The 21,540-nt window shown below is 75.3% G+C and carries 20 protein-coding genes and 1 other RNA gene; 8 read left to right on the top strand and 13 right to left on the bottom strand.

The window, feature by feature from the left end:
* Positions 1 to 524 precede the first annotated feature (524 nt).
* Both ACI79C_RS07625 and ACI79C_RS07630 read right to left on the bottom strand, forming a co-directional pair.
* On the bottom strand, positions 525 to 737 hold the full coding sequence (locus ACI79C_RS07625; protein WP_456945030.1) for a hypothetical protein: 213 nt from the start codon (positions 735 to 737) through the stop codon (positions 525 to 527).
* Between the two features lie 506 nt (positions 738 to 1,243).
* Entirely contained in the window at positions 1,244 to 1,645 is a 402-nt protein-coding gene (locus ACI79C_RS07630) for a RidA family protein (protein ID WP_456945031.1), read from the bottom strand.
* Between the two features lie 267 nt (positions 1,646 to 1,912).
* Here ACI79C_RS07630 and ACI79C_RS07635 point away from each other — a divergent pair, with 267 nt between their 5' ends.
* Together ACI79C_RS07635 and ACI79C_RS07640 are read left to right on the top strand one after the other, a co-directional pair.
* Positions 1,913 to 2,092, top strand: a complete 180-nt coding sequence (locus ACI79C_RS07635) for a hypothetical protein (protein WP_456945032.1) — start codon at positions 1,913 to 1,915, stop codon at positions 2,090 to 2,092.
* Positions 2,093 to 2,114: 22 nt separating this feature from the next.
* The gene (locus ACI79C_RS07640; RefSeq protein ID WP_456945033.1) at positions 2,115 to 2,333 is read left to right on the top strand and encodes an alpha/beta fold hydrolase; all 219 of its coding nucleotides are present in this window, start codon (positions 2,115 to 2,117) and stop codon (positions 2,331 to 2,333) included.
* A 241-nt stretch (positions 2,334 to 2,574) separates the two neighbouring features.
* Here the strand turns inward: ACI79C_RS07640 and rnpB are convergent.
* The 4 genes from rnpB to ACI79C_RS07660 all read right to left on the bottom strand — a co-directional run bounded on the left by rnpB (position 2,575) and on the right by ACI79C_RS07660 (position 5,067).
* An RNA gene (gene rnpB, locus ACI79C_RS07645) (RNase P RNA component class A) lies at positions 2,575 to 2,975 on the bottom strand.
* 34 nt (positions 2,976 to 3,009) lie between these two features.
* On the bottom strand, positions 3,010 to 3,732 hold the full coding sequence (locus ACI79C_RS07650) for a PIG-L deacetylase family protein (RefSeq protein WP_456945034.1): 723 nt from the start codon (positions 3,730 to 3,732) through the stop codon (positions 3,010 to 3,012).
* 39 nt (positions 3,733 to 3,771) lie between these two features.
* The gene (locus tag ACI79C_RS07655; protein WP_456945035.1) at positions 3,772 to 4,332 is read right to left on the bottom strand and encodes a dihydrofolate reductase family protein; all 561 of its coding nucleotides are present in this window, start codon (positions 4,330 to 4,332) and stop codon (positions 3,772 to 3,774) included.
* A gap of 30 nt (positions 4,333 to 4,362) precedes the next feature.
* Positions 4,363 to 5,067 carry an alpha/beta fold hydrolase gene (locus ACI79C_RS07660; RefSeq protein ID WP_456945036.1) on the bottom strand — a complete coding sequence of 235 codons (705 nt, stop codon included), beginning with the start codon at positions 5,065 to 5,067 and terminating at the stop codon, positions 4,363 to 4,365.
* 122 nt (positions 5,068 to 5,189) lie between these two features.
* Between ACI79C_RS07660 and ACI79C_RS07665 the strand changes: the two genes are divergently transcribed.
* The 3 genes from ACI79C_RS07665 (at position 5,190) to ACI79C_RS07675 (ending at position 7,271) form a co-directional block, all read left to right on the top strand.
* Positions 5,190 to 5,945, top strand: coding sequence for a sulfite exporter TauE/SafE family protein (locus tag ACI79C_RS07665; protein ID WP_456945037.1), 756 nt, complete (start codon positions 5,190 to 5,192; stop codon positions 5,943 to 5,945).
* A gap of 62 nt (positions 5,946 to 6,007) precedes the next feature.
* On the top strand, positions 6,008 to 6,895 hold the full coding sequence (locus ACI79C_RS07670; RefSeq protein ID WP_456945156.1) for a diguanylate cyclase domain-containing protein: 888 nt from the start codon (positions 6,008 to 6,010) through the stop codon (positions 6,893 to 6,895).
* 157 nt (positions 6,896 to 7,052) lie between these two features.
* Positions 7,053 to 7,271 (top strand): hypothetical protein, encoded by a 219-nt coding sequence (locus ACI79C_RS07675; protein ID WP_456945038.1) that lies wholly within the window; start codon positions 7,053 to 7,055, stop codon positions 7,269 to 7,271.
* 37 nt (positions 7,272 to 7,308) lie between these two features.
* On the opposite strand, the gene nadA is transcribed toward ACI79C_RS07675, so the two are convergent.
* From nadA to ACI79C_RS07710, 7 genes are all read right to left on the bottom strand, one after another.
* Positions 7,309 to 8,340, bottom strand: coding sequence for a quinolinate synthase NadA (gene nadA / locus ACI79C_RS07680; RefSeq protein WP_456945039.1), 1,032 nt, complete (start codon positions 8,338 to 8,340; stop codon positions 7,309 to 7,311).
* A gap of 238 nt (positions 8,341 to 8,578) precedes the next feature.
* A complete protein-coding gene (locus ACI79C_RS07685) occupies positions 8,579 to 9,673 on the bottom strand; it encodes a bifunctional RNase H/acid phosphatase (RefSeq protein ID WP_456945040.1) in 1,095 nt (364 codons plus the stop codon).
* 79 nt (positions 9,674 to 9,752) lie between these two features.
* Positions 9,753 to 10,493 carry a zinc ribbon domain-containing protein gene (locus ACI79C_RS07690; RefSeq protein WP_456945041.1) on the bottom strand — a complete coding sequence of 247 codons (741 nt, stop codon included), beginning with the start codon at positions 10,491 to 10,493 and terminating at the stop codon, positions 9,753 to 9,755.
* 9 nt (positions 10,494 to 10,502) lie between these two features.
* On the bottom strand, positions 10,503 to 11,375 hold the full coding sequence (locus ACI79C_RS07695) for a Nif3-like dinuclear metal center hexameric protein (RefSeq protein WP_456945042.1): 873 nt from the start codon (positions 11,373 to 11,375) through the stop codon (positions 10,503 to 10,505).
* Between the two features lie 47 nt (positions 11,376 to 11,422).
* Positions 11,423 to 12,808 carry an FAD-dependent oxidoreductase gene (locus ACI79C_RS07700; RefSeq protein WP_456945043.1) on the bottom strand — a complete coding sequence of 462 codons (1,386 nt, stop codon included), beginning with the start codon at positions 12,806 to 12,808 and terminating at the stop codon, positions 11,423 to 11,425.
* Between the two features lie 299 nt (positions 12,809 to 13,107).
* Entirely contained in the window at positions 13,108 to 14,493 is a 1,386-nt protein-coding gene (locus ACI79C_RS07705) for an NAD(P)/FAD-dependent oxidoreductase (protein WP_456945044.1), read from the bottom strand.
* Positions 14,494 to 14,592: 99 nt separating this feature from the next.
* A complete protein-coding gene (locus ACI79C_RS07710; protein ID WP_456945045.1) occupies positions 14,593 to 16,959 on the bottom strand; it encodes an ATP-binding protein in 2,367 nt (788 codons plus the stop codon).
* Between the two features lie 154 nt (positions 16,960 to 17,113).
* Here ACI79C_RS07710 and ACI79C_RS07715 point away from each other — a divergent pair, with 154 nt between their 5' ends.
* From ACI79C_RS07715 to ACI79C_RS07725, 3 genes are all read left to right on the top strand, one after another.
* Entirely contained in the window at positions 17,114 to 19,069 is a 1,956-nt protein-coding gene (locus ACI79C_RS07715) for an FUSC family protein (protein ID WP_456945046.1), read from the top strand.
* 18 nt (positions 19,070 to 19,087) lie between these two features.
* Complete coding sequence (locus ACI79C_RS07720) at positions 19,088 to 20,044, top strand: alpha/beta fold hydrolase (RefSeq protein WP_456945047.1); 957 nt, start codon at positions 19,088 to 19,090, stop codon at positions 20,042 to 20,044.
* 74 nt (positions 20,045 to 20,118) lie between these two features.
* A complete protein-coding gene (locus ACI79C_RS07725) occupies positions 20,119 to 21,522 on the top strand; it encodes a WS/DGAT/MGAT family O-acyltransferase (protein ID WP_456945048.1) in 1,404 nt (467 codons plus the stop codon).
* The last annotated feature ends 18 nt before the right edge of the window (positions 21,523 to 21,540 follow it).

Below are 21,540 nucleotides of genomic sequence, written 5' to 3' on the forward strand. Positions count from 1 at the left end.
GGGTCAGTGGCTCACAAGGTCCGACACGTTCCTGAGAGTCAGTCTCACGGTCCTGGCGGCCGGCTGGCTGGGTATGGGCGCCTTCGCGATCGCATCACGCAAGCGGCGAAGTGAGCGAGGTTGGCAGGCGCCACCCGGTGTCCGCCAGTCGACCAGCCGTTGGGGACCTGGTCGACCGGGCGAACGCTGGCACTGGAGGTCCGAGGTCGGTCACTCGCCTCGAGTGGGCCGCTTTCGGACACGGGCGGCCAATACCCCGCGCGGTCCGCCTGTCACACGAGGCCAAGCGCCCCGGATCGCTCCTTCAGACGAGGCGCCCGCCGACCGGCCGGCCGGGTTGTCCGCGAGTGCGAGGCCGGCAACGGTCTGACGGTGGTCAAAGGGGCGCAACAGATGGTCCAGGAAGTCCCACGGCCCACAGATGCGACGAGGACTACGTGACCAACGACTGGCAGGCGGGCGCCTGGGTGTTCGAGGCGACGATCGCCGGCGTCCAGGGCGGCTGAAGGCGCACCGAGCTCTCCTCAGCAGCCGCCGGCGCCGCCGCTCCACCCGCTGCCGCCCCAGGCGCTGTTGGCCGCGGTCGATGACGACGGCGGGGCGAACCGGGTGTCGTACTCGTTGCGGTCGACGGAGTCGGCGCCGCATTGGCGGCGGTCCAACTCGGGCAACCGCGCCCACACGACAAGGGCAAGCAGCAGTACAACCGCGACGACGATGGCAATGACGACGCCCATGGTGGACCTCCCAGTCAGGAGGATTGCACCACGACGAGGTGCCCGATCCCGCCGTGGCGAGCCCAAGACTCCTCTCGATCTGCGGAAACGCCCGCAGCACCCTGGGGCCAGTCCCGGTGCTACGGCCGGTGGGGCAACGTCGTGCGAGCCCTGCACCACGACGCAGTGGCAGGCCTGGGCCATCGTCATGGCGCTGCGCCCTCGGTGTCGAGCAGGCGAGTCGGGCACTAGCCCGCCCGGGCTGTCCCATGGTGGGCCGCTCAGGGGCAGTGGGGAGTAACGGACTCCTCCAGGGCAATCAAGAACGTGGCCCGTGGTGCCCCCAGCAGTCAGCGCTGACGACGCGCCCTTCGCTGACGTTGACCACAGCGACGGCGAGCAGCGGGGACGCGACCGTTCAGGCAACCTCACCTGGCGCCGCGGTCAGCCCCGGGTGAGTACGGGTGATGAGGGTGATCGGATGTGTCCAGTTCAGCGCTCGGCGCAGAGGCGACGGAGGTCGCGGGTCAGTCCACGGCGGTGGCCTCGATCTCCACCATCATCTCGGGAAAGGCGAGGCGGGTCACGCCGACCAGCGTGCTCGTCGGCCGAACTCCGGCCGCCTGGAAGCGCTTGGTCAGGTCGCCCCAGACGCCCAGCATCGCGTCGACGTCGGTCGTGAACACGCTGATGCGGACGACGTTGCCGAGCGTCATCCCGGCTCCGTCGAGCACGGTCTCGATGTTGTCGAGCGACAGAGACACCTGGGCCGGGAGGTCGCCGGCGTGCTGGGTCGTACCGTCGGCCGCCGCGGGGCCCTGCCCGGAGAGCACGAGTACCCGGCTCACGCCTTCCACGAGTTCCGCCTGGCTGAACCCGTAGGCGAGCGACCACGACCACGGGTTCACGGGTGTGCGGGTAGCGGTCATCGCAGCTCCCTCCCTCAGAGGTCGGCCCGATGGCGTCGACCTGGGTGTCCATGGTGGCTTGGACGGGCGGCATCCGAGCCATGCGAGCTGCGTGGACCCCGACACGGTGCCCAAGCCGACGCTTTGTGTCTCCTGTGGTGCTGCCGGTCAGCGAGCCGGCTGTGCAGCCCGGCAGGTGCACGACCGGCGCTCACCTGAGTTGCCGAGTGGCACGCTGACGCCATGGCCGAGGAGTGGCGAGGTCACCCCGACCGGAGGGGATCCGTCATGGCGTCGATCTCCGAGCGGGAGAAGCGCGAGATCGCGGCGGCCACCGCCTCCGGCAACACCCCGATGGTCCTCATCCACGGCCTCTGGCTGCTGCCGAGCAGCTGGGCCAACTGGGCCGACTTCTTCGAGCAGGCCGGTCACGCGCCGCTGACGCCCCGACGATCCCGAGACGGTTGACCAGGCCCGCGCAGACCCCGACGTGTTCGCGAGGAAGACCCTGAAGCAGATCGCCGATCACACTGCCGAGGTCATCGATGCCCTGGACGAGAAGCCAGCGGTCATGGGGCACTCGACCGGAGGCTTGCTGGCGCAGATGATCACGGGCCAAGGGGCCACGCGCTCACGATCGACCACGGCTGGCGTGAGCTGGCGTGAGGTCGCGCAGACGGCGCTCGACTTCAACAAGGGGTTCGCCTGAGCGGTCCCTGCGCGGCGACGACGTGGGCGCGCCGGTGTCCCACAGGCCGCCCTCAAGGACACCTCTCCTCGAAGCACGACGAGCTCGCGGGACGACCTTCGCTCGACACCCACAGCCACCTCTGGCCCGACTCGGACGACCGGACCAGGGCCGCCGTCGACTCCGTGCTCGGCCGGGTCGCGGACTCCGTGCGGCCTGTCGCCCCCCGCTGACCGCATGAGTGCTGGCCACCGGCGGGCGACGGACGAGTCGGCCTGTACGCCGGGTTCTGTCCACGGGGGCCTCGCGGCCTCCCGATGGGCGGTCATCCATCTGGGCCTGCCGTTGCCGGCAGGCTCGAGCGGTCCACCCGCAGGCATCGGGCGGGCAGCCCTCGAACGCCTGCGCAGGACGACGTCTCCGCCGTCCCTCTCGACCTTGCTCCGGGTGGGGTTTACCGAGCCACACCGGTCACCCGGTGTGCGGTGGTCTCTTACACCGCCGTTTCACCCTTACCAGCGGCGAACCGCTGGCGGTCTGTTCTCTGTGGCACTGTCCCGCGGGTCACCCCGGGTCGCTGTTAACGACCACCCTGCCCTGTGGAGCCCGGACGTTCCTCGGCGACGGGGTCTCCCCCGCCGACGCGACCGCCCGGCCGACTCGTCCGTCGTCCGCCCAGTCTAGGCAGTCTCGGACCTCAACCCCAGTAGAGCCGGAAGCCGACCCGCCGCTCCCCGTCCTCGGTGAGGGTCGCCATGTCGATCTGCTGGCGTGCCTGCTCCTCGACCGGCTGGTCCGACAACACCTCCAGGTACCGGCGGTGCTCGGAGAGCGAGGCCACCGCCTTCTCCACCCCGGAGCTGACGTCGACCACGTGCGGGGGCTCCTCGCCGACGCTCTGCACGGCGATGTGCTGGACGCCGGTCCACCGCGGCTCGGCCAGGTCGGGGAAGATCCACTCGTTGGCGGCGTCGGCGACCGCGTCCAGCACGCTGCGGGACAGCGCCCGGTGGTCCGGGGAGTTCAGGGCCCCCGGCGTGATGCCCGGTGGGGTCCAGGTGTCCCCGCCGTGCATGGTCACCACGAGCTCCGGCCGGTGCCGCCGGATCGCGGCGGCCAGGTCGCGGCGCAGCGGCAGCCCCGCCTCCAGGACGCCGTCCCGGTGCCCGAGGAACTCCACCTCGGAGACCCCGACGACGGCGGCCGACCGGCGCTCCTCCTCCTCGCGCAGCGGGCCGGCCTCGTCCGGCGTCATCCCGGCGATCCCGGCCTCGCCGCGGGTGGCCAGCAGGTAGTGCACCTCCTTGCCGGCCGCGGTCCACACGGCGACCGCGGCCGCCACGCCGTACTCGATGTCGTCGGGGTGGGCGGCCACGACGAGGGCGCGCTGCCAGTCGTCGGGCATGGGCAGGGACGGCATGGCGGGCAGTCTGCTCCGGCGGACGGCGTCCGGCGAGGGTCAGCCGTGCACCGGCCGGTGGACGAGCAGGGTGATCCCCGAACGGAACTCCCGCACGGACACCCGCTGCAGCCGCACGTCCACACCGTCGGGGAACAGCCGGCGGCCGCGGCCGAGCGCCCGCGGGAAGACGAACAGCCGGTACTCGTCGACGAGGTCCGCGGCGATCAGCGCGTGGCACAGCGTGATGCTGCCGGTCACGCCGATCTCCCCCTCCGCCGAGGACCGCAGCGCGCGCACCTCCTCGACGGGGTCCCCCGACAGGACGCGCGTGTTCGCCCACCCCGGTTCGCCCAGCGTGCGGGAGACGACGTACTTGTCCACCTCCTCCAGGTGCCGGGTGATGCCGGTCGGGTCGTCGCTCTGCGCCGGCCAGAAGCCGCGCATGTCCTCGAACGTCTGCCGCCCGACGAGGAAGCCCGACTGCCCTGCCATGTGCTCCTGCACGACCGCCAGGACGTCGGAGGTGTCCTCCTCACCCCCCTGCGGGTCGAACCACCCGTCGAGGGCCTCGACGACGCCGTCCAGCGTGGTGTTCTGCGTGATGACGATCCCTGCCATGCCAGGACGGACCTGCCCGGGACCGGGAACTCATCGCCCGGCGACGTCCAGCAGCACCGCGGCCAGCTCGTCGGGAGCGCTCACCATCGGGTCGTGCCCGGTGGCCAGCGCGACCACCTCCCAGCCGGGCTGCGTGCGCGCCCGCTCCCGCGACGGCTCGATGCTGGGCAGCGCCGGGACGCTGCAGTCGACGTAGGTGCGCGGACGGGCCGCCCAGCGCTCGCCGTCGAAGTGCAGCGGCTCGTCGTAGACGCCACCGGGCTGCGGCGTCTGCTGCCGCTGCACCCACGCGGCGTCGACGCCGGTCAGCCCGTACGCCGACGGGTCCGGTGGCGGGATCACCCCGGTCTCCCGGATGACCGCCCGCCGCTCCTCGCGCACGCCGGGCGGGTTGGGCGTCGACCAGCACTCCCCCGGGGTCGGGACGACGCCGTCGACGTAGACCAGCCGGCCGACCTCGTCCCCCAGCCGGTCGGCCGCGCCGGTGATGACCATCCCGCCGTAGCTGTGCCCGACCAGCACCGCGTCCCGGCACTCCTCGGCCCGCACGGCGGTGACCACGTCCTCGATGTGCGTGGAGAGGGTGATCGAGGGCGAGAGCTGGTGCGCCCGCTCCCCGAGCCCGGACAGCGTCACCGGGACGACGCGGTGCCCGGCGGCCCACAGCGACGGCAGCACCCGCCGCCAGCACCACGCGCCGTGCCAGGCCCCGTGGACCAGGACGAGATCGGTCATCCGGTCATCGTGCCGGGGCCGCGGCCCGCTCCGCCTCCGGGGCCGGCCGACGGGGAGCGCCGGGCCCAGGGGCCCTCGCAGTCCACAACGCGACCAACCGGGTCGCCGTAGGCTCGCCGTCCGTGTCCGCCGTCGACCTGGCCATCGCCGCGGGGGTCGCCCTCGCGGCCGGCGTCATCAACTCGATCGCGGGCGGCGGTTCGCTGATCCTCTTCCCCACCCTCGTCGCGCTGGGGCTGGGGACGGTGGCTGCCAACGTCACCAACTCCATCGCCCAGTGGCCGGGCTACCTCGGCGGCGTGCTCGGCTTCCGCCGCGAGTACGCCGGTCAGCGCGGCCGGCTGCTGCGGTTCGGCGTCGTGGCCCTGCTCGGTGGTACCGCCGGGAGCGTCCTGCTGCTCACCACGCCGTCGGAGGCCTTCGACGTCGTCGTCCCGGTGCTGGTGCTCCTGGCCAGCCTGCTGCTGGCCGTCCAGCCCCTGCTGACCCGCCGGCTGCGCAAGGCCGAGGAGGAGGGCCCGCGACGGGACCCGGTGTGGCTGCACGCCGCGCTGTTCCTGGCCACCGTCTACGGCGGCTACTTCGGCGGTGCGCTCGGGGTGATCCTCGTCGGCGTCCTCGGCGTCGGGCTGCACCGGCTGAAGCTGGCCAACGCCCTGAAGTCGGCGCTGTCGGCGGTCACCGCCACGGTCACCCTCGTGGTGTTCGGCATCTGGGGTCCGGTCGAGTGGCTGGTGGTCGCCGTGGCCGCACCGGCGAGCCTGCTCGGCGGCTTCCTGGGAGCCCGCATCGCCACCCGGATCCCCACGACCCCGCTGCGCGTGTTCATCGTGGTGTTCGGCGTCGCGGTGTCGGCCTACCTGTTCACCCGGATCTAGCTGGGCCCGCCCGGAGGGGTGAACCGGCCGCCGCGCCGTTCACCTGCAGCGCTCGCGGGCCGATCGAGGGCCAATTCAAGGAGGTCAACGACGGCCTCGGGCGCTCCGCCGACGACGGGCTGATGCGCCTCGTCGCCGCCCGGCTCGAGCCGCTGCTGCGCACCGGGGACCTGCTCGGCCGGCTCGGCGGCGACGAGTTCGCGGTCGTCGCCCTGGTGGAGCACGGGGTCGCTCCGGAGGACGCCGCGGCCGCGCTCGGCGCGCGGCTGTCCGCCGAGCTGGGCGAGCCGTTCCGCATCGGGGGCATGTCCGTGCACGTGGCCGCCAGCGTCGGCCTGGCCTGCTGGCGCGGACCCACCCCGAGCAGCGCCGGCAGCGGGACCACCGGGGTGCTCCTGCAGCGGGCGGACGCCGCGATGTACGACGCCAAGCGCAGCGGCGCGGGCGTCGCCGTCTACGACCCCGCGCGGCACGGCGTGAGCAGTTCGAACCTCTCGCTGGTCGAGGAGCTGCGCGCCGGCCTCGGCACCGGCCAGCTGGTGCTGCACCACCAGCCGCAGATCGACGTCGCGACCGGCACGACCCTCGGGGTCGGGGCCCTGGTGCGCTGGGCGCACCCGGTGCGCGGCCTGCTCGGCCCGGCCGAGTTCCTGCCCCTGGCGGAGGTCCACGGCCTCATGCGGCCGCTCACCGACGAGGTGCTGCAGCCGGCGATACCAGGCGGCGGCGTGGCAGCGCAGCGGGCGGGAGCCGCGGGTGTCGGTCAACCTGTCGGCCAGCAACCTGCTCGACACCGACCTGCCACAGCGGGTCGACGACCTGCTCGACGGCGCCGACCTGCGGCCCGCTCAGCTCGCCTCGAGGTCACCGAGACCGTGCTGCTCACCGACCCGGATCGCAGCCTGGCCGTCGTGGCCCGGCTCGCCGACCGCTGCTGGCCGCCGACCTGAAGCTGGCCGGACCGGACCGGGACCCCCTTGCGGGTGGCCGTGCTGCAGGTCTGACCGCAGTCGCCTCCCGCGACGGGTGTGACGGACGGGTCCACCTGACCGCGGACACGCGCCCGCGGTGCCCGGCCGGGTGGGCCGGGCTGCCTACCGTCGGCCCATGCGCGAGAACCGACTCCCCCCGGTCCCGAACGCCCCCGAGAGCCCCGCCGCCCGGGCCCAGCGGCTGCACCTGGTCGCCGCCGCCCGCGTCGCCGCCGTGCGGCCCACCTCCCAGCAGCAGGTGTCCGACATCGTCCGCGTCACCGTGGACGACGAGGTCGACACCCGCACCTTCAAGGCCATCGTCGCCGACCTGTCCACCGCCGTCCGCAGCTGAGGCGGCAGCCCCGTCGGCGCGACCCCGCCCGGGGCCGCTACTCCCCGCCGCGGCCCGGCTCGCCGATCGAGATCATCGCCTCGACCGCGCGGCGGGCGCGGGCGGCGGTCCCCGGGTCGACGTCGACGGCTCCCTCGCCGGTGCGCAGCGTGTGCAGCAGCTTCGCGGGCGTGATCATCTTCATGTAGCGGCAGGCGGCCCGGTCGTTCATCGGGATGAACCGCGTGCCCTCGTTGAGCGCCCGCAGCTGGTGCAGGATGCCGACCTCGGTCGCGACCAGCACCTCGCGCGACTGCGTCCGGGCCGCCTCCTCGACCATCCCGCCGGTGGACAGCACCCGGGTGCGGTCGGCGGGCAGGTCACCGTGGCTGACCAGGTCCAGCACCGAGGTCGTGCACCCGCACTCGGGGTGCACGAGGATCTCCGCGTCCGGGTGGGCAGCGACCTGCGCGCGGACGTCGGACGGGCTGATCCCCGCGTGCACGTGGCACTCCCCGGCCCAGATGGAGATGTTCTCCCGCCCGGTGACCCGCTTGACGTGCGCGCCGAGGAACTGGTCAGGGCAGAACAGGATCTCCCGGTCGGCCGGGATGGACCGGACGACGTCGGCGGCGTTGGACGACGTGCAGCAGATGTCGGTCTCGGCCTTCACCGCGGCGGTGGTGTTGACGTAGCTGACGACGACGGCGCCGGGGTGCTGTGCCTTCCAGTCGCGCAGCTGCTCGGCGGTGATCGAGTCGGCGAGCGAGCAGCCGGCGGCGTGGTCGGGCAGCAGCACCGTCTTGTCCGGCGAGAGGATCTTCGCCGTCTCGGCCATGAAGTGGACGCCGCAGAAGACGATCTCTCGGGCGTCGGTCTGCGCCGCGACCCGGGAGAGGTACAGCGAGTCGCCGGTGAAGTGGGCGACGTCCTGGATCTCGGGCACCTGGTAGTTGTGCGCCAGGACCACCGCGCCGCGCTCCTCCGCCAACCGGCGGACCTCGGCCGCCCAGCTCTCGTACTCCGCGGCCGAGAGCGTGCGCTCGTCACCGACGACGGCGGAGGTGGCGGGGGCGATGGTCGCGGTCACGGGACTCCTCGGGTCGGGGCGTGCGGGCCCCATGATCTCCCGGACCGCCGCTCGGCCGGGTGTGGCGTGGGGCACCTCCGACAACGCCCGGCGCCGGTCGCCGCTTCCCGGGGTCAGCGGCGCACGTCGTGGAGCAGGTGCGTGACCCGGGATCACGGCCGGCCGGAGCCCAGGACCGCGGGCACCAGGTCGAGCACCAACTGGTCGACCAGCCCGTGCCCGCCTCATCGGTTGAGGACTAGCGCAGGTGGCTCGTGTCATTCACCAGCCGGACCGACGAGCGCCCGTCGGAGCTCCACGCGACGGTGCAGAACGAGGCGGCCTCCAGGAACACGCGGTGGACGACGCCGTCGGGCACGTCGAGGCCGGCGGCCAGCAGCAGCTTGATCGGCGTCACGTGGCTGACGACGAGCACCGTCCTCCCGGCGTGCTCGCGGAGGATGCGCGCCCGGGCGCGGGCGACCCGGCGGCTGACGTCGGCGACCGACTCCCCGCCGGGAGCGGCGACGGTGACGCCCTCGGCGAAGCGGCGGGTGACCAGCGGGTGCTCGCGACGCGCCTCCTCGGCGGTCAGCCCCTCGAGCCGGCCGAAGTCGAGCTCGACCAGGTCGTCGTCGACCTGCACCGGCAGCCCCAGGACACCGGCGACGATCTCGGCGGTCTCCCGCGCGCGGCACAGCGGCGAGGCGACCACGACCTCGATGCCCAGCTCTGCTGCCCGCTTGGCGGCGGCCTCGGCCTCGGCCCGGCCGGTCGCCGACAGCGGCAGGTCGTTACGGCCGCTGTACCGACGTTCCGGCGTGTGCTCGGTGCGGCCGTGGCGCAGCAGGTGGGTCACCGTGGTGGTCACCGGCGCCGGCTCGGCGACCGGCTGGACGTCGTCCTCGGTGGTGGCGGGCTCGGCGGCGAGGTCGCGCCGCACCGGCCGGCCGTCCATGGCGCTGTTGGCCAGTGCGTCGGCCGCGGCGTTCTGCGCCCTCGGCACCCAGGTGTAGCGGACCCCGCCCAACTGGCGGGCGATCTGCCGGGCCTGCAGCGCGAGCTTCTGCATGTCGGGGTGCTTGACCTTCCAGCGACCCGACATCTGCTCGACGACGAGCTTGGAGTCCATGCGGACCTCCACCTGCGCGCTCGGGTCCAGGTCGAGGGCCGCCTGCAGCCCGGCGACCAGGCCGCCGTACTCGGCGACGTTGTTGGTGGCCCGCCCGACCGACTCGGCCCGTTCGGCGAGCACCCGGCCGGTCGCGGCGTCGCGGACGAGGGCGCCGTAGCCGGCCGGACCGGGGTTGCCCCGCGACCCGCCGTCGGCCTCGACGATGAACTGCCGGCTCACAGCGCTCCCCGTTCGACTCCGCGCTCGATCCGCTCCTGGGTCGCTGACGCTCCCCGCGATGCTCCCTCGCGCGTCGCCCTCACAGGCCGCTCTCCGCCGTCCGCACCAGGATCCGGCCGCAGTTGTCGCACCGCACGACCTCGTGCGGGTCGGCGTTGCGGACGGCGGCCAGCTCCTTGCCGAACAGCTCGATGCGGCAGCCCTGGCACTGGCGGGCCTTGAGCATGGCCGCGCCCGTTCCGCCGGTCTGCGTGCGGATCCGCTCGTAGAGCGCCAGCAGGTCGGCCGGGATGCCGGCGGCGGCCTCCTGTCGGGCCTTCTCGTGCCGGGTGGTGCCGTCGGCGATGTCGGCGAGGGCGTCGTCGCGCAGCTGCTCGGCCCGCTCCCGCTCCGCCTGGGCCTCCGCCTGACCCGCCTGGGCCTCGCGCAGCGCGGCCTCGGCGGTCTCCAGCTGCTCCATGAGCTCGAGCTCGGTGTCCTCGAGGTCGGACTGCCGGCGGGCCAGTGACTGCAGCTCGTGCTGGAGGTCGGTCATCTGCTTGGCCGAGACCGAGCCGGAGTCGAGCAGCTTCTGGTCCTTGGCCGCGCGGTTGCGCACGGTCTCGACGTCGTTCTCCAGCCGCTTGACCTCGCGCTGCAGGTCGCGCGCCTCGGTCTCGGCGCGCACCACCGCCTCGGCGAACCCGCGTTCGGACTCCACCGCGGACTCCACCGCGGCGAGCTCGGGCAGCGTGCGCCTGCGGTGGGCCAGCTGGGACAGCGCGACGTCCTCGGCAGCCAGGGCCAGCAGCTTCTGCTGGTCGAAGTGGTCGGCCTTCACCCGCTCAACCTACCTGCGCGCGGGCCGCTCCCCCGGTCTGCCCGGGGCTCGGTCGGCCGGGCCTCCGTCCCCCGCGGCGTGCCACGTCCAGGGGTCGGTGCGGCGCCGGGAGACGGCGACCTCCACCCGTCCGGACAGGTCCCGGTGGAGCACGTCGGCCGCGACCGGCAGCCAGGGCCACTCGGAGGCGAAGTGCGCCACGTCGCACAGGGCCGGGCCGCTGGCCTCGAGCGCCTCGGAGACCGGGTGGTGCCGCAGGTCGCTGGTCAGGAGGACGTCGGCACCGGCGGCCGCCGCAGCGGGCAGCAGCGAGCCCCCGCTGCCCCCGCAGACCGCGACGGTCTCGATCCGCCGGTCGGGGTCGCCGGCCGCGCGGACGCCCCCGGCCGTGTCCGGGAGGGCCGCCGCGACGCGGGCGGCGAACTGCCGCAGCGTCATCGGCTCGGGCAGCCGGCCGACGCGGCCGAGTCCGGCGCGGGGGTCGGTCGCGGTCGGCTGCAGGGGAACGGTCCCGGTGAGCCCGACGGCCGCCGCGAGCGCGTCGTTCACCCCGTGGTCAGGGGCCCGGTCGGCGTTGGTGTGCGCGGCGAACAAGCCGGCGCGCGCCCGGATCAGCCGGTGCACGAGACGGCCCTTGGGGTCGTCGGCCGGGACCCCGTGGACGGCGCCGAGGAACAGCGGGTGGTGGGTGACGAGCAGCTGGGCGCCGATCTCCTCCACCTCGTCCACCACGGCCGCGACCGGGTCGACGGCGAACAGCACTCTCTCGACCGGCTCGTCGGGGTCGCCGCACACCAGCCCGACGGCGTCCCAGTCCTCGGCGAGCGCGGGGTCGTAGCGGGCCTCGAGCGCGGCGACGACCTCGCCCAGCGTCACGGTCACCCGCGGACTGTAGGTCAGGCGCCGGCGCCGCCCCGCCGACGTCCTCCTCAGGCCTCCGCGAGGGCTCGGGGGCGAGACACCACCACCGGCCGGCGACGCGACGCCCGCGCGACGCGGGCCAGGACCGACGGAGACATCAGGCTGGGCGGAGACGCCTCGAGGTTGGCCACCCGCAGGAACGCCGTCCCGACCGCGGGGTCGACGGCGGCCGCGCGCTGCACCCGTGCCACGTAGCCGTTGAGCAGCCGCGTCCGCCGGTCCACCGGCCCCGGGACGCCGGGGAACCGCCGGTCGCCACCGGCAGCCATCTGCCACGGGACGTCCACGATCGGCGCGCAGGCCCGCCAGAACTCCTGGGCCAGCGAAGGCCGGTCCAGCCCCCGACGGAGGACGTCGCGCAGTGCGAGCGCCTCCAGCGACGCCACAGTCATCCCCTGGCCGTAGACCGGGTTGAAACTGCAGACCGCGTCGCCGGTGACGAGCAGCCCCTGCGGCGACCGCGCCAGCCGCTCGTACCGCCGGCGCACCGACGCGGGGAAGCGGAAGCGCCGAGGCGCATCGAGGGGCTCGGCGGAACGGATGACCTCGTGGAGCAGGGACGATGGCAGGCTCGCGGCGTAGTCCTCGAAGCCCTGGGGGTCGAGCGGCGGCCGGTCACCGAGGATCCCGCCGAGCCCGCAGATCCAGCGATCCCCCTCCTGGGCGAGCAGGACGCCGCCCCGCGGGTTGTCCGGCGTGCCCGGCATGGCGAGTCCGAGAGCGCCGTCGAGGTGGGCGGCCTCGCGGCGGTACTGCCGCGTGGCGTAGGCGACGTCGACCTCCACCCGCTCCTCCTCCGGCGGCTCGAGACCGAGCGCGGCCAGCCACTCCGGTGCGCAGGACTGCCTACCGGAGGCATCGACGACGAGGGTGGCCTCCCAGTGCCGGATCCCCGGCCCGGCGACGTCCCGGTCCAGCCCGGCGACGCCGAGCACCCGGCCCGACGAGTCGTGCAGCAGGGACCGGACGTCCACCCGTTCCCGGATGGTGATCCGAGGGTCGGCCAGGGTGCGGCGGCGCACCTCCCGCTCGAGCAGCGGCCGGCTCACCATGAGGCCACGCAGCCCCGAACGGCCGCGGGCCATCGGCACGCCCTGGTTGACCCAGCGGAAGTCGTCCTGCATGTCGCCCGACACGGCTCCCCGCGCGAGCAGGTCCTCGGTCAGCCCGGGGAACAGGTCCTCCAACGCGCGCCGGCCCCGCGCGAGCAACCCGTGGGGGTGGGCGGTCTGCGGGGCGCCACCCCGGGGGACGGCATCATCGGGCAGGGCGTCGCGGTCCAGCACCACGACGCGGTCGGCGTGCTCGGCGAGGACGCGGGCCGCCAGCAGCCCGGCGATGCTCGCCCCGATGACGACGGCGGTGCCGTCCCGGCCTGCGGTGCCAACGGTCATCACTACCTCCAGGTCCTGCCACCCCGACCGCGGCGGCTCCTGGATGACCTGATGCGGGACCTCCCGCGCCTGATACGCCCCCCGACCGAGTCCGGGGACAGGTCGGAGACGCCGCGCGACCGGACCAGCTCGTCGACGGCGGCCTCCACGGCGGGCAGCTCGGCGGACCGGTCCGTGCCGGACGCGCGCCCCGGTCAGGGCGCCGTCAGGGGTCAGAGCGTGGCGCCGGCCGGCCGAAGAGCGACGAGTCGCCGGGTCGACACGTCGACCTCCCGACATGCCGACCCGGCGACTCGCTCTCACGCGGGGACCCGGAACTCCTCCAGGCCCACCGGGACACGCCGGGCTCCGCGCAGCACGTGCGCCATCACCCCCGGCGACATCAGGCTCGCCGGAGGCGCCTCGAGCTGGGCCACCCGCATGAACGCCGTCCCGACCCCCGGGTCGAACGACGCCGCACGGTGCACCTTGGCCAGGTAGGCGTTGACCATGCGGGTCCGCCGGTCGACCGCGCCGCGGTAGCCGGGCAGCCGCATGTCGCCGCCCACCGCGATCTGCCACGGGTTGTCGACGACCGTGGCGGCCGCCTGCCAGAACTCCGCCGCGAGGCCGGGACGGTCCAGTCCGCGGGCCAGCGCCTCCCGCAGCGCGAGCGCCTCGAGCGCGGCCACGGTCATCCCCTGGCCGTAGACGGGGTCAAAGCTGCAGATCGCGTCACCGACGACCACGAGCCCCGTCGGCGCGCTCGACAGCCGCTCGTAGCGCCGGCGCACCGAGGCGGGGAACCGGAAGCGCCGCGGCTCGTCGAGCGGGACGGCGGAGCCGACGACCTCGGCGACCAGCGGCGACAGCAGCGTCCCCGCGTAGGCCTCGAACCCGTCGGGGTCGACCGGCGGCCGGTCGCCGAAGAAGCCGGTGAGCGTGCAGATCCACCGGTCGCCCTCCTGGGCGAGCAGCACACCGCCCCGCGGGCAGTCCGGCGAGGCCGAGACGATCGCCCCCACCGCGCCGTCCAGGTGACCGGGCTCGCGACGGTACTGCCGGGTCGAGTACGCGACGTCGACCTCCACCCGTTCCTCCTGGGGCGGCGCGAAGCCGAGCGCGGCCAGCCACTCCGGTGCCCGCGACGTCCGTCCCGTGGCGTCCACGACCAGCTCGGCGTCCCAGTGCCGGATCCCCCCGCCGGAGGCGCCGTCCCGCTCGACCCCCGCAACCCCGAGCACCCGCCCGCCTGCGTCGTGCAGCAGGGTCCGGACGTCCACCCGCTGGTGCAGGCGGACGCGCGGGTCGGCGAGGGTCCGCCGGCGCACCTCCCGCTCCAGCAGGGGCCGGCTGACCGCCAGCCCGGTCAGCCCGGACCGGCCGAACGCCATCGTGTAGCCGTCGTTGACCCACCGGACGTCGGCCTGCGGGTCCCCGGCGAGAGCGCCCCGCGCCGCCAGCTCGGCGGTCAGGCCGGGGTACAGCTCCTCGAGGACGGCCCGTCCGCGGGACAGCAGCGCGTGCGCGTGCGCGGACTGCGGCGCCCCACCACGCGGGACGGCGTCCTCGGGCAGCGTGTCGTGGTCGAGGACGACGACCCGGTCGACGTGCTCGGTCAGCACCCGCGCCGCCAGCAGTCCCGCCATGCCGGCCCCGATGACGACGGCGGTGCCGCGCCGGCCGGTGCGAGGAAGGGTGGACATGACGACCTCCCGTCGGCGGCCTCCTCCGGACGGGCGGCCGCTGCCCGTCCAGGGTCGGTACGGGACGGGTCGGGGGAATGCGTAGGACTACCCGACCGACTACCCGTCCGCGTGCAGCCCCAGCTCGGCGAGCCGCCGGACGGCGGCCGTCCGCGATCGCACGCCGAGCTTGCGGTAGGCCGAGCCGAGGTGGCCGCCGACGGTGCGCACGCTGAGGAACAGCGCCCGCGCCACCTCCGCGTCGCTGCTCCCCCGCGCGACCAGCCGCAGGACCTCGAGCTCACGGGCGGACAGCGGCTCGGGCAGCGGGTCCGGCGACGGGGGCGGCGCGGCGAGCTCGGCGACCTGGTCGGCCAGCCGGGCGCCGCCGGTCCCCGAGCGCGCCGCGGCCGCGTCGGCCGCCGCGCGCAGCTGGGTGGCCTCGGCCGCACGCCCCTGCGCGTCCAGGGCCTGCGCACAGACCCGCGCGACCTCGACGATGCGCAGGCCGTCACCCAGCTCGGCGAAGCCGGCGGCCGACCGCGCGCACGCCCGGGCCGCCTCGCGCGGGTCGCCGTCCCGGAGGTGCCACTCCGCGTCGTGCACGGCCCAGCGCGCCGAACCCCAGCGGTCGCGGACCTCGGCGCTGGTCCGCTCCGCCTCGCGCTGCACCGAGGCGGCGTCCCGGAGGCGCCCCGCCCGGGTCAGGGCGAGCGCGGACATGCCCGTCGTCCGCGCGACGGCCCAGCGGTCCCCGGCGACCACGAACGCCCCGCGCGCCTCCGCGAGCAGCCCGACGGCGGCGTCGGCGTCGCCCTCGGCGAGCGCGAACAGCCCGTGCCAGTACGTCGCCGCGCCCCGCGCCCAGACGTCACCCGCGGCCCGGGCGCGGGCCTCGCTGGCCTCGACCAGCGCCCGTCCCTCGGCCAGCGCCTGCGGTCCCACCACCACCGCCTCATCGAGCCGCAGCGCGGCCAGCCGGTGCAGCACGAAGGAGGCGCCGGTGTGGTCGCCCAGCTCGTCGTAGAGCCGCAGCGCCTCGGTCAGCGCCGTCCGGGCCACCTCGGGTGCGTCCTGGTGGCGGGCCAGCCAGCCCAGCCCGTGCAGCAGCTCGGCGCGCTCGGCCACGGTGCCGGCGCCGGTGGCCAGCGCCGCCCGCAGCCACGTCAGGCCCTCGGCGAACCGGCCCAGCCGCCACCAGACCCACCACTGCGGTACGACCAGGTCGACGAGCAGCTCGGCCTGCCCAGGGGTGTCCCGCGCCCACGTCAGGGCGGCCCGCAGGTCGGGGCTGCGCGAGTCGAAGTGGTCGAGGACCTGCTGCTGCACCCCGGCGCCGCTGGGCCCGGGCAACGCCGCGGACAGCCGCCGGACGAGGACCAGGTGGTGGCGGGCGTGCCGCCAGGCCACCTCCTCGGCCTCGCCACTCTCGGCCAGCCGGGCGGCGGCGAACTGGCGGACCGGCTCGAGCAGCCGGTGGCTGCGCCGTCCCGCCTCGGGCAGGACGTGGACCAGGTGCCGGCGCACGAGCCGCGCCAGCACCACCGGCACGGGGTCGTCCGGGCCCAGGTCACCGGCGACCTCGGTGGCCGCGTCCCGGTCGAACGGGCCGGCGAAGAGCGCCAGCCGGCGGAACAGCGTGCGCGCGGCCGGGTCGAGCAGGTCGTGGCTCCAGGCGAGGGTGGCGTGCAGGGTCCGCTGCCGCGGGGGGACGCCGAGGCGGTCGTCGACGAGCAGGCGGAACGCGTCGTCGAGCTGCTCGTCGAGCTCAGCAGGTGCCATGACCGCTGTCCGGGCCGCGGCCAGCTCCACCGCCAGCGGCATCCCGTCCAGGCGGCAGACCAGGCGGCCGACGACCGGGACGTCCTCGGCCGACAGCGCCGCGCCCGCCGCCGCCGCCCGCTCGAGGAACAGCTGCACGGCGGGGGCGTCGCGGACGGCGTCCCGGTCGCCGGTCGCGGGCAGGCCCAGCGGCGGGACCTCCCACACGTGCTCGCCGGCGACCTCCAGCGCCTGGCGGCTGGTCGCCAGCACCCGCATCCCGGGGCACGCCGGCAGCAGGGCCACCACCAGGTCGGCGACCACGCCGGCCAGGTGCTCGCAGTTGTCGGCCACCACCAGGACCTCCCGGTCGCCGAGGGCACCGGCCAGCGCGGCGGCGTCGGCCCGGCTGTGCGCCAGGCCCAGGGCCGTGGCCAGGGACGGCGCCACGAGTGCCGGCTCGCGCAGCGTGTCCAGCGGCCACCAGGCGACCGACGTCCCGCGCACCTCCGCCCGGCCCGCGACCGCCACCGCCAGGCGGGTCTTGCCGCAGCCGCCGGCCCCCACCAGGGTGACCAGCCGGGCCCGCCGGAGCAGCCCGGCCACGGTCTCCAGGTCCGCGGACCGGCCGACCATTGAGGTCAGCGGAACCGGCAGCGCGGCGGTGCCGCCCGACTGCGCGGCCCTCCCCCGCGCCGCCACGGTGGCCGGCGCCTCCCCAGGCACATCCCCAGCCTGCTCCGGTCGGCGGGCGCGGCCAAGCCGTTGCGGAACGCCGCGGTCGGCCGGACGCGCCCGGAGCGGCCCGGGGAACGACGACGACGGCGGCCAGAGTGCCGGTCTGCGCGGGTGACCTGGCGGGATGGGAAGCTCGGGAGCCGTGGCGGAGAGGGGGCTGCGGGCGCCGGCCTGGCTCGAGGAGCTGGTCCGGACGACGCCCCCGGCGGTCCCCTGGCGCGACGTCGTCCGCTTCGCCGTCACGATCCCCGCCCCGCTGGCCGTGGCCGTCGTCGTGGCGGGCGGGATCGTGCCGGGATCGGCCCTCGGGGCGGGCGTGTTCGCCACCACCGGCGCCCTCGCGGGCAGCCTCGCCCCGCAACCGGGCCCGCTGCGCGACCGGCTCCGCCGCACCGCCGCCGCCACCGTCTTCGGCGGCGTGGGGCTGGTGGTCGGGCAGTACGCCTCCGGCGGCGGGTGGCTGCCCGTCGTCGTCATCGCCGTCATGTCCGCCCTCGCCGCGCTGATCAGCGCGGTCAACTCGGCGCTGTCCCTCGGCTCCCTGCAGCTGCTGGTCTACGCGGCCCTGGGCTCGGGGCTGACCACGCCGCTGCCGGCCACGGCGGAGGTCGGCTTCTTCGTCGCCGGCGCGGCCTGGGCCACGCTCACCACGCTGGTCCAGTACGCCACCGAGACCTCCGACCCCGACCGGACGGCGGTCGCGGCCGTCTTCACCCGGATCGGCGAGCTGCTCTCCGCGGTCGGGACGACGGGCACCGAAGAGGCCCGGCGCCGGCTGACCACCGCGCTCAACGACGCCTACGACCGGGTGATCCGCAGCCGCAGCCGCACCGCGGGGCGGAGCAAGGAGCTCTCCGAGCTGGCCGGGGTGCTCAACGCGGCCGCGCCCCTGGTGGAGGGGACCGTCGCCGCCGTCCGCGCCGGGGTGCCGGCCGACCCGCACGACATCACCGCCGTCCACGCTCTCGCCGCAGCGGTGGGCGGCGGACGGGAGCTCCCCGCGGAGCGCCCCGAGCCCCTGGAGACCGGCGAGGCCACCCGGCGCGCGGTGCGCCACGGGGTCCGGCTGGCGTGGAACGTGGTCGGCGACCCGGAGGAGCGGGCCGGTGCCGCGGTGCCGCAACCGCGGCCGGACTGGCGCACGCGGCTGCGGGACCTCCTCGACCGCACCGTCGGCAGCCCCGACACCCGCGCGTTCGCCGTCCGCCTGGCCCTGTGCATGACCATCGCCGAGATCGCCCGCCAGTACCTGCCCATCGAGCGGCCCTACTGGGTGCTGCTCACCGTCGCGATCGTGCTCAAGCCCGACTTCGGGTCGGTCTTCACGCGGGCCGTGCAGCGCGGTGCCGGCACCCTGCTCGGCGTCCTCATCGGCTCGCTGCTGCTGTCCGTGCTTCCCCGCGACGCGTGGGTGCTCGTGGCGATGGCCGTCGCGGCGGGGCTGCTGCCGTGGGCGCGCAGCGCCAACTTCGGCCTGTTCTCGGTCTTCCAGACGCCGGTGATCATCCTGCTGCTCGACCTCGCCCTGCCCAGCGGGCCGGGAGTGGTCGGCGCCCGCCTGCTCGACACCCTGATCGGCTGCGCGATCGTGCTGGTCTTCGGCTACCTGCTGTGGCCGCAGACCTGGCGGGCGCCGCTGGACGAGGCGCTGCGCGACGCCGCCCTGGCCCTCGACGCCTTCGTGGAGGCCGCCTTCACCGGCAGCCCCACCGAGCGGCGGCGGGCCCGGCGCCGGAGCTACCGGGCGCTCACCGAGCTGCACACCCAGCTGCAGCGCCGGCTCGCCGAGCCCCCGCCGGTCAGCACCCGCGCGGCGGCGTTCTGGCCGGTCATCGTGCAGCTCGAGCGGACGTCGGACGCGGTCACCGAGGCGGTCATCGCCACCCGCCACGGGGAGCCCGCCCCTGACCTCGCGCAGGTCGCCGTCCTGCGCCGGGCGATCCGGGAGCTGGAGGCCGACATCCGCGCCCACCGGCTCCCGGACGACGCCGAGATCCACGCCGACGGGGTGCTCGCCCCGGTCGCCCGCGAGGTGGACGCCGCCCGCCGGCTGGTCCGCGACGCCGCCCCCGGCCGTCCGCGGGCCGGCGAGGACTGACCGGGCGACGATGGGCCGGTGACCGCCCTCCCCACCCCGCCCGGACCACCCGCACCCGGGTCGCGCACCGTCCGCACCGACGACGGCGTCGACCTGCACGTCGAGGTCGACGGCAACGCGTCGGCACCGCTGACCGTCGTCCTCAGCCACGGGTTCACCGCCCGGCTCGGCGAGTGGGACCTGCAGCGGGAGGCCCTGCGCTCCCGCGCCCGCCTGGTGCTGTGGGACCAGCGCGGCCACGGCCGCTCGGGCTGGACGCCGCTGACCCGGGCCACGATCGACCGCACCGGCCGCGACCTCGGCCTGGTGCTCGACGCCGTCGTCCCGGCCGGGCCGGTGGTGCTGGCCGGGCACTCGATGGGCGGGATGAGCGTCATGGCCCTCGCCCGGCAGCGTCCGGAGCTGTTCGGCGCCCGCGTGGTCGGGGTCCTCCTGCTCGCGACCTCCGCGGGCGGGCTGGTGCGCACCGGGCTGGTCGGGCTGTGGGTCCGGGTCATGCGCCGATTGGGGCTGCTGCCGCTGTACCTGCGCCTGCTCCAGGCCCTCGCGCCGCTGCTGGAGCGCCTCCGACGGCGCGGCACGGTGGCCGGCCGGTGGTTCACCCGCCGCTACCTGTTCGGCCGGGACGACGCCGACCCCGACCAGGTGCGCATGGTGCAGGACCTGCTCGAGGAGACGTCGCTGCCGGTCACGATGGCCTTCTACGCGACCTTCCTCGAGCACGACGAGTCCGCGGCCCTGGCCGTGCTCGGCCGGGTGCCGGTCACCGTCGTCGCGGCCACCCACGACCGGCTCACCCCGGTCGGCCACGGGCACCGGCTGGCCGCGGGCATCGGCGACTCGGCCGAGGTGGTGGTCGTCCCGGGGGCGGGCCACAGCGTGAACCTCACCCGCCGCGAGGTCGTGGACGCGGCCTTCCTGCGGCTGCTGGACCGGGCCGAGGCGCACCTCGACGGCGCGCGGCAGGCGGGGTGAGCGCTCCGGTGGACGTGATCGCCACCACGTGATCGGCTGGTGCCCGCGTCAACGACGACGGTGAGGAGCTGACCGTGGACCGCTTGAGCCCGACCGACGCCGGTTTCTACTTCGCCGAGAGCGAGAACACCCCGCTGCACGTGGGGTCGGTCGCGGTCTTCGAGGGCCCGGCCCCCTCCTACGGCGACGTGGTCCGGCTGCTGCTGGCCAAGCTGCCGATGGTCCCCCGCTACCGCCAGCGGGTGCGCACCGTGCCGATGAACCTGGGCCGCCCGCTGTGGGTCGACGACCCGCACTTCCAGATCCTCTACCACGTCCGGCACACCGCCGTGCCGCAGCCGGGCGGGGACGAGCAGCTGCGCAACCTGGCCGGCCGGGTGCTCGGCCAGCGGCTCGACCTCGCCAAGCCGCTGTGGGAGCTCTACCTGGTCGAGGGGCTGGCCGACGGCCGCTGGGCCCTGATCTCCAAGGTCCACCACTGCATGGTCGACGGCATCGCCGGGTCCGACCTGATGCAGCTGATCTTCGACCTGACCCCCGACGCCACCCACCCCGAGCCGCAGGACTGGACGCCGCAGCGCAGCCCGTCGACCGTCGAGGTGGTGGCCGGCGCGGTCCAGGACGCCGTCACCCACCCGCTGCGGGAGCTGGCCCGGCTGCCGCGGCTGGGCGGGGTCCGGGAGGCGTCCAGGGAGGCGCTCAGGACCGGCCGCTCGCTGGCCGCCAACGCCCCCGCCGTCGCCCGCCAGGTCACCACCCGCACCGCGCGCTCGCTCAACGGCCCGATCGGGCCGCATCGCCGCTGGGCCTGGACCGACGCGCAGTTCGACGAGCTCAAGGGGGTGCGGACGGCGCTGGGCGGCACGGTCAACGACGTCGTCCTGGCCGCGATCACCCGCGGCTTCCGGGACCTGCTGGAGCGGCGCGGCTCCCTCTCCGAGGGGCTGGTCGTCCGGTCGATGGTGCCGGTGTCGGTCCGCAAGGCCGGCGAGCGCAACACCCTGGACAACCGGATCGCCGCCGTCTTCGTCGACCTGCCCGTCGCCGAGCCCGACCCGGTGGAGCGGCTGACCTCGATCCGCCGGCAGATGGACGAGCACAAGCGGCTGCTGCAGGCCGTCGACGCCCGCTCGATCATCGCGATGGGCGACTTCGTGGCGCCCACCCTCCTGGCCCTCGGGGTGCGGGCCGCCGTCGCGGCGTCCTCGACGTGGTACCAGGCGGTGACCACCAACGTGCCCGGGCCGCGGGTCCCGCTGTACGTCCTGGGCCGGCGCATGTGCTCGGCGCACGCCTACGTGCCCATCGCCGGCGGCACCCGGGTCTCGATCGGGATCTTCAGCTACCTGAAGACGATGACCTTCGGGATCAACGTCGACTTCGACGCCTTCCCCGACGTCGACGTCCTCTCCGGTGGCATCCGGCGCGGGGTCGAGGAGCTCGTCGCCGCCGCCGCGAAGGGCGCCGCGGCCGGCTGAACCGGGTTGGCCCGCAGA

It is taken from the genome of Geodermatophilus sp. SYSU D00697, assembly GCF_054050175.1.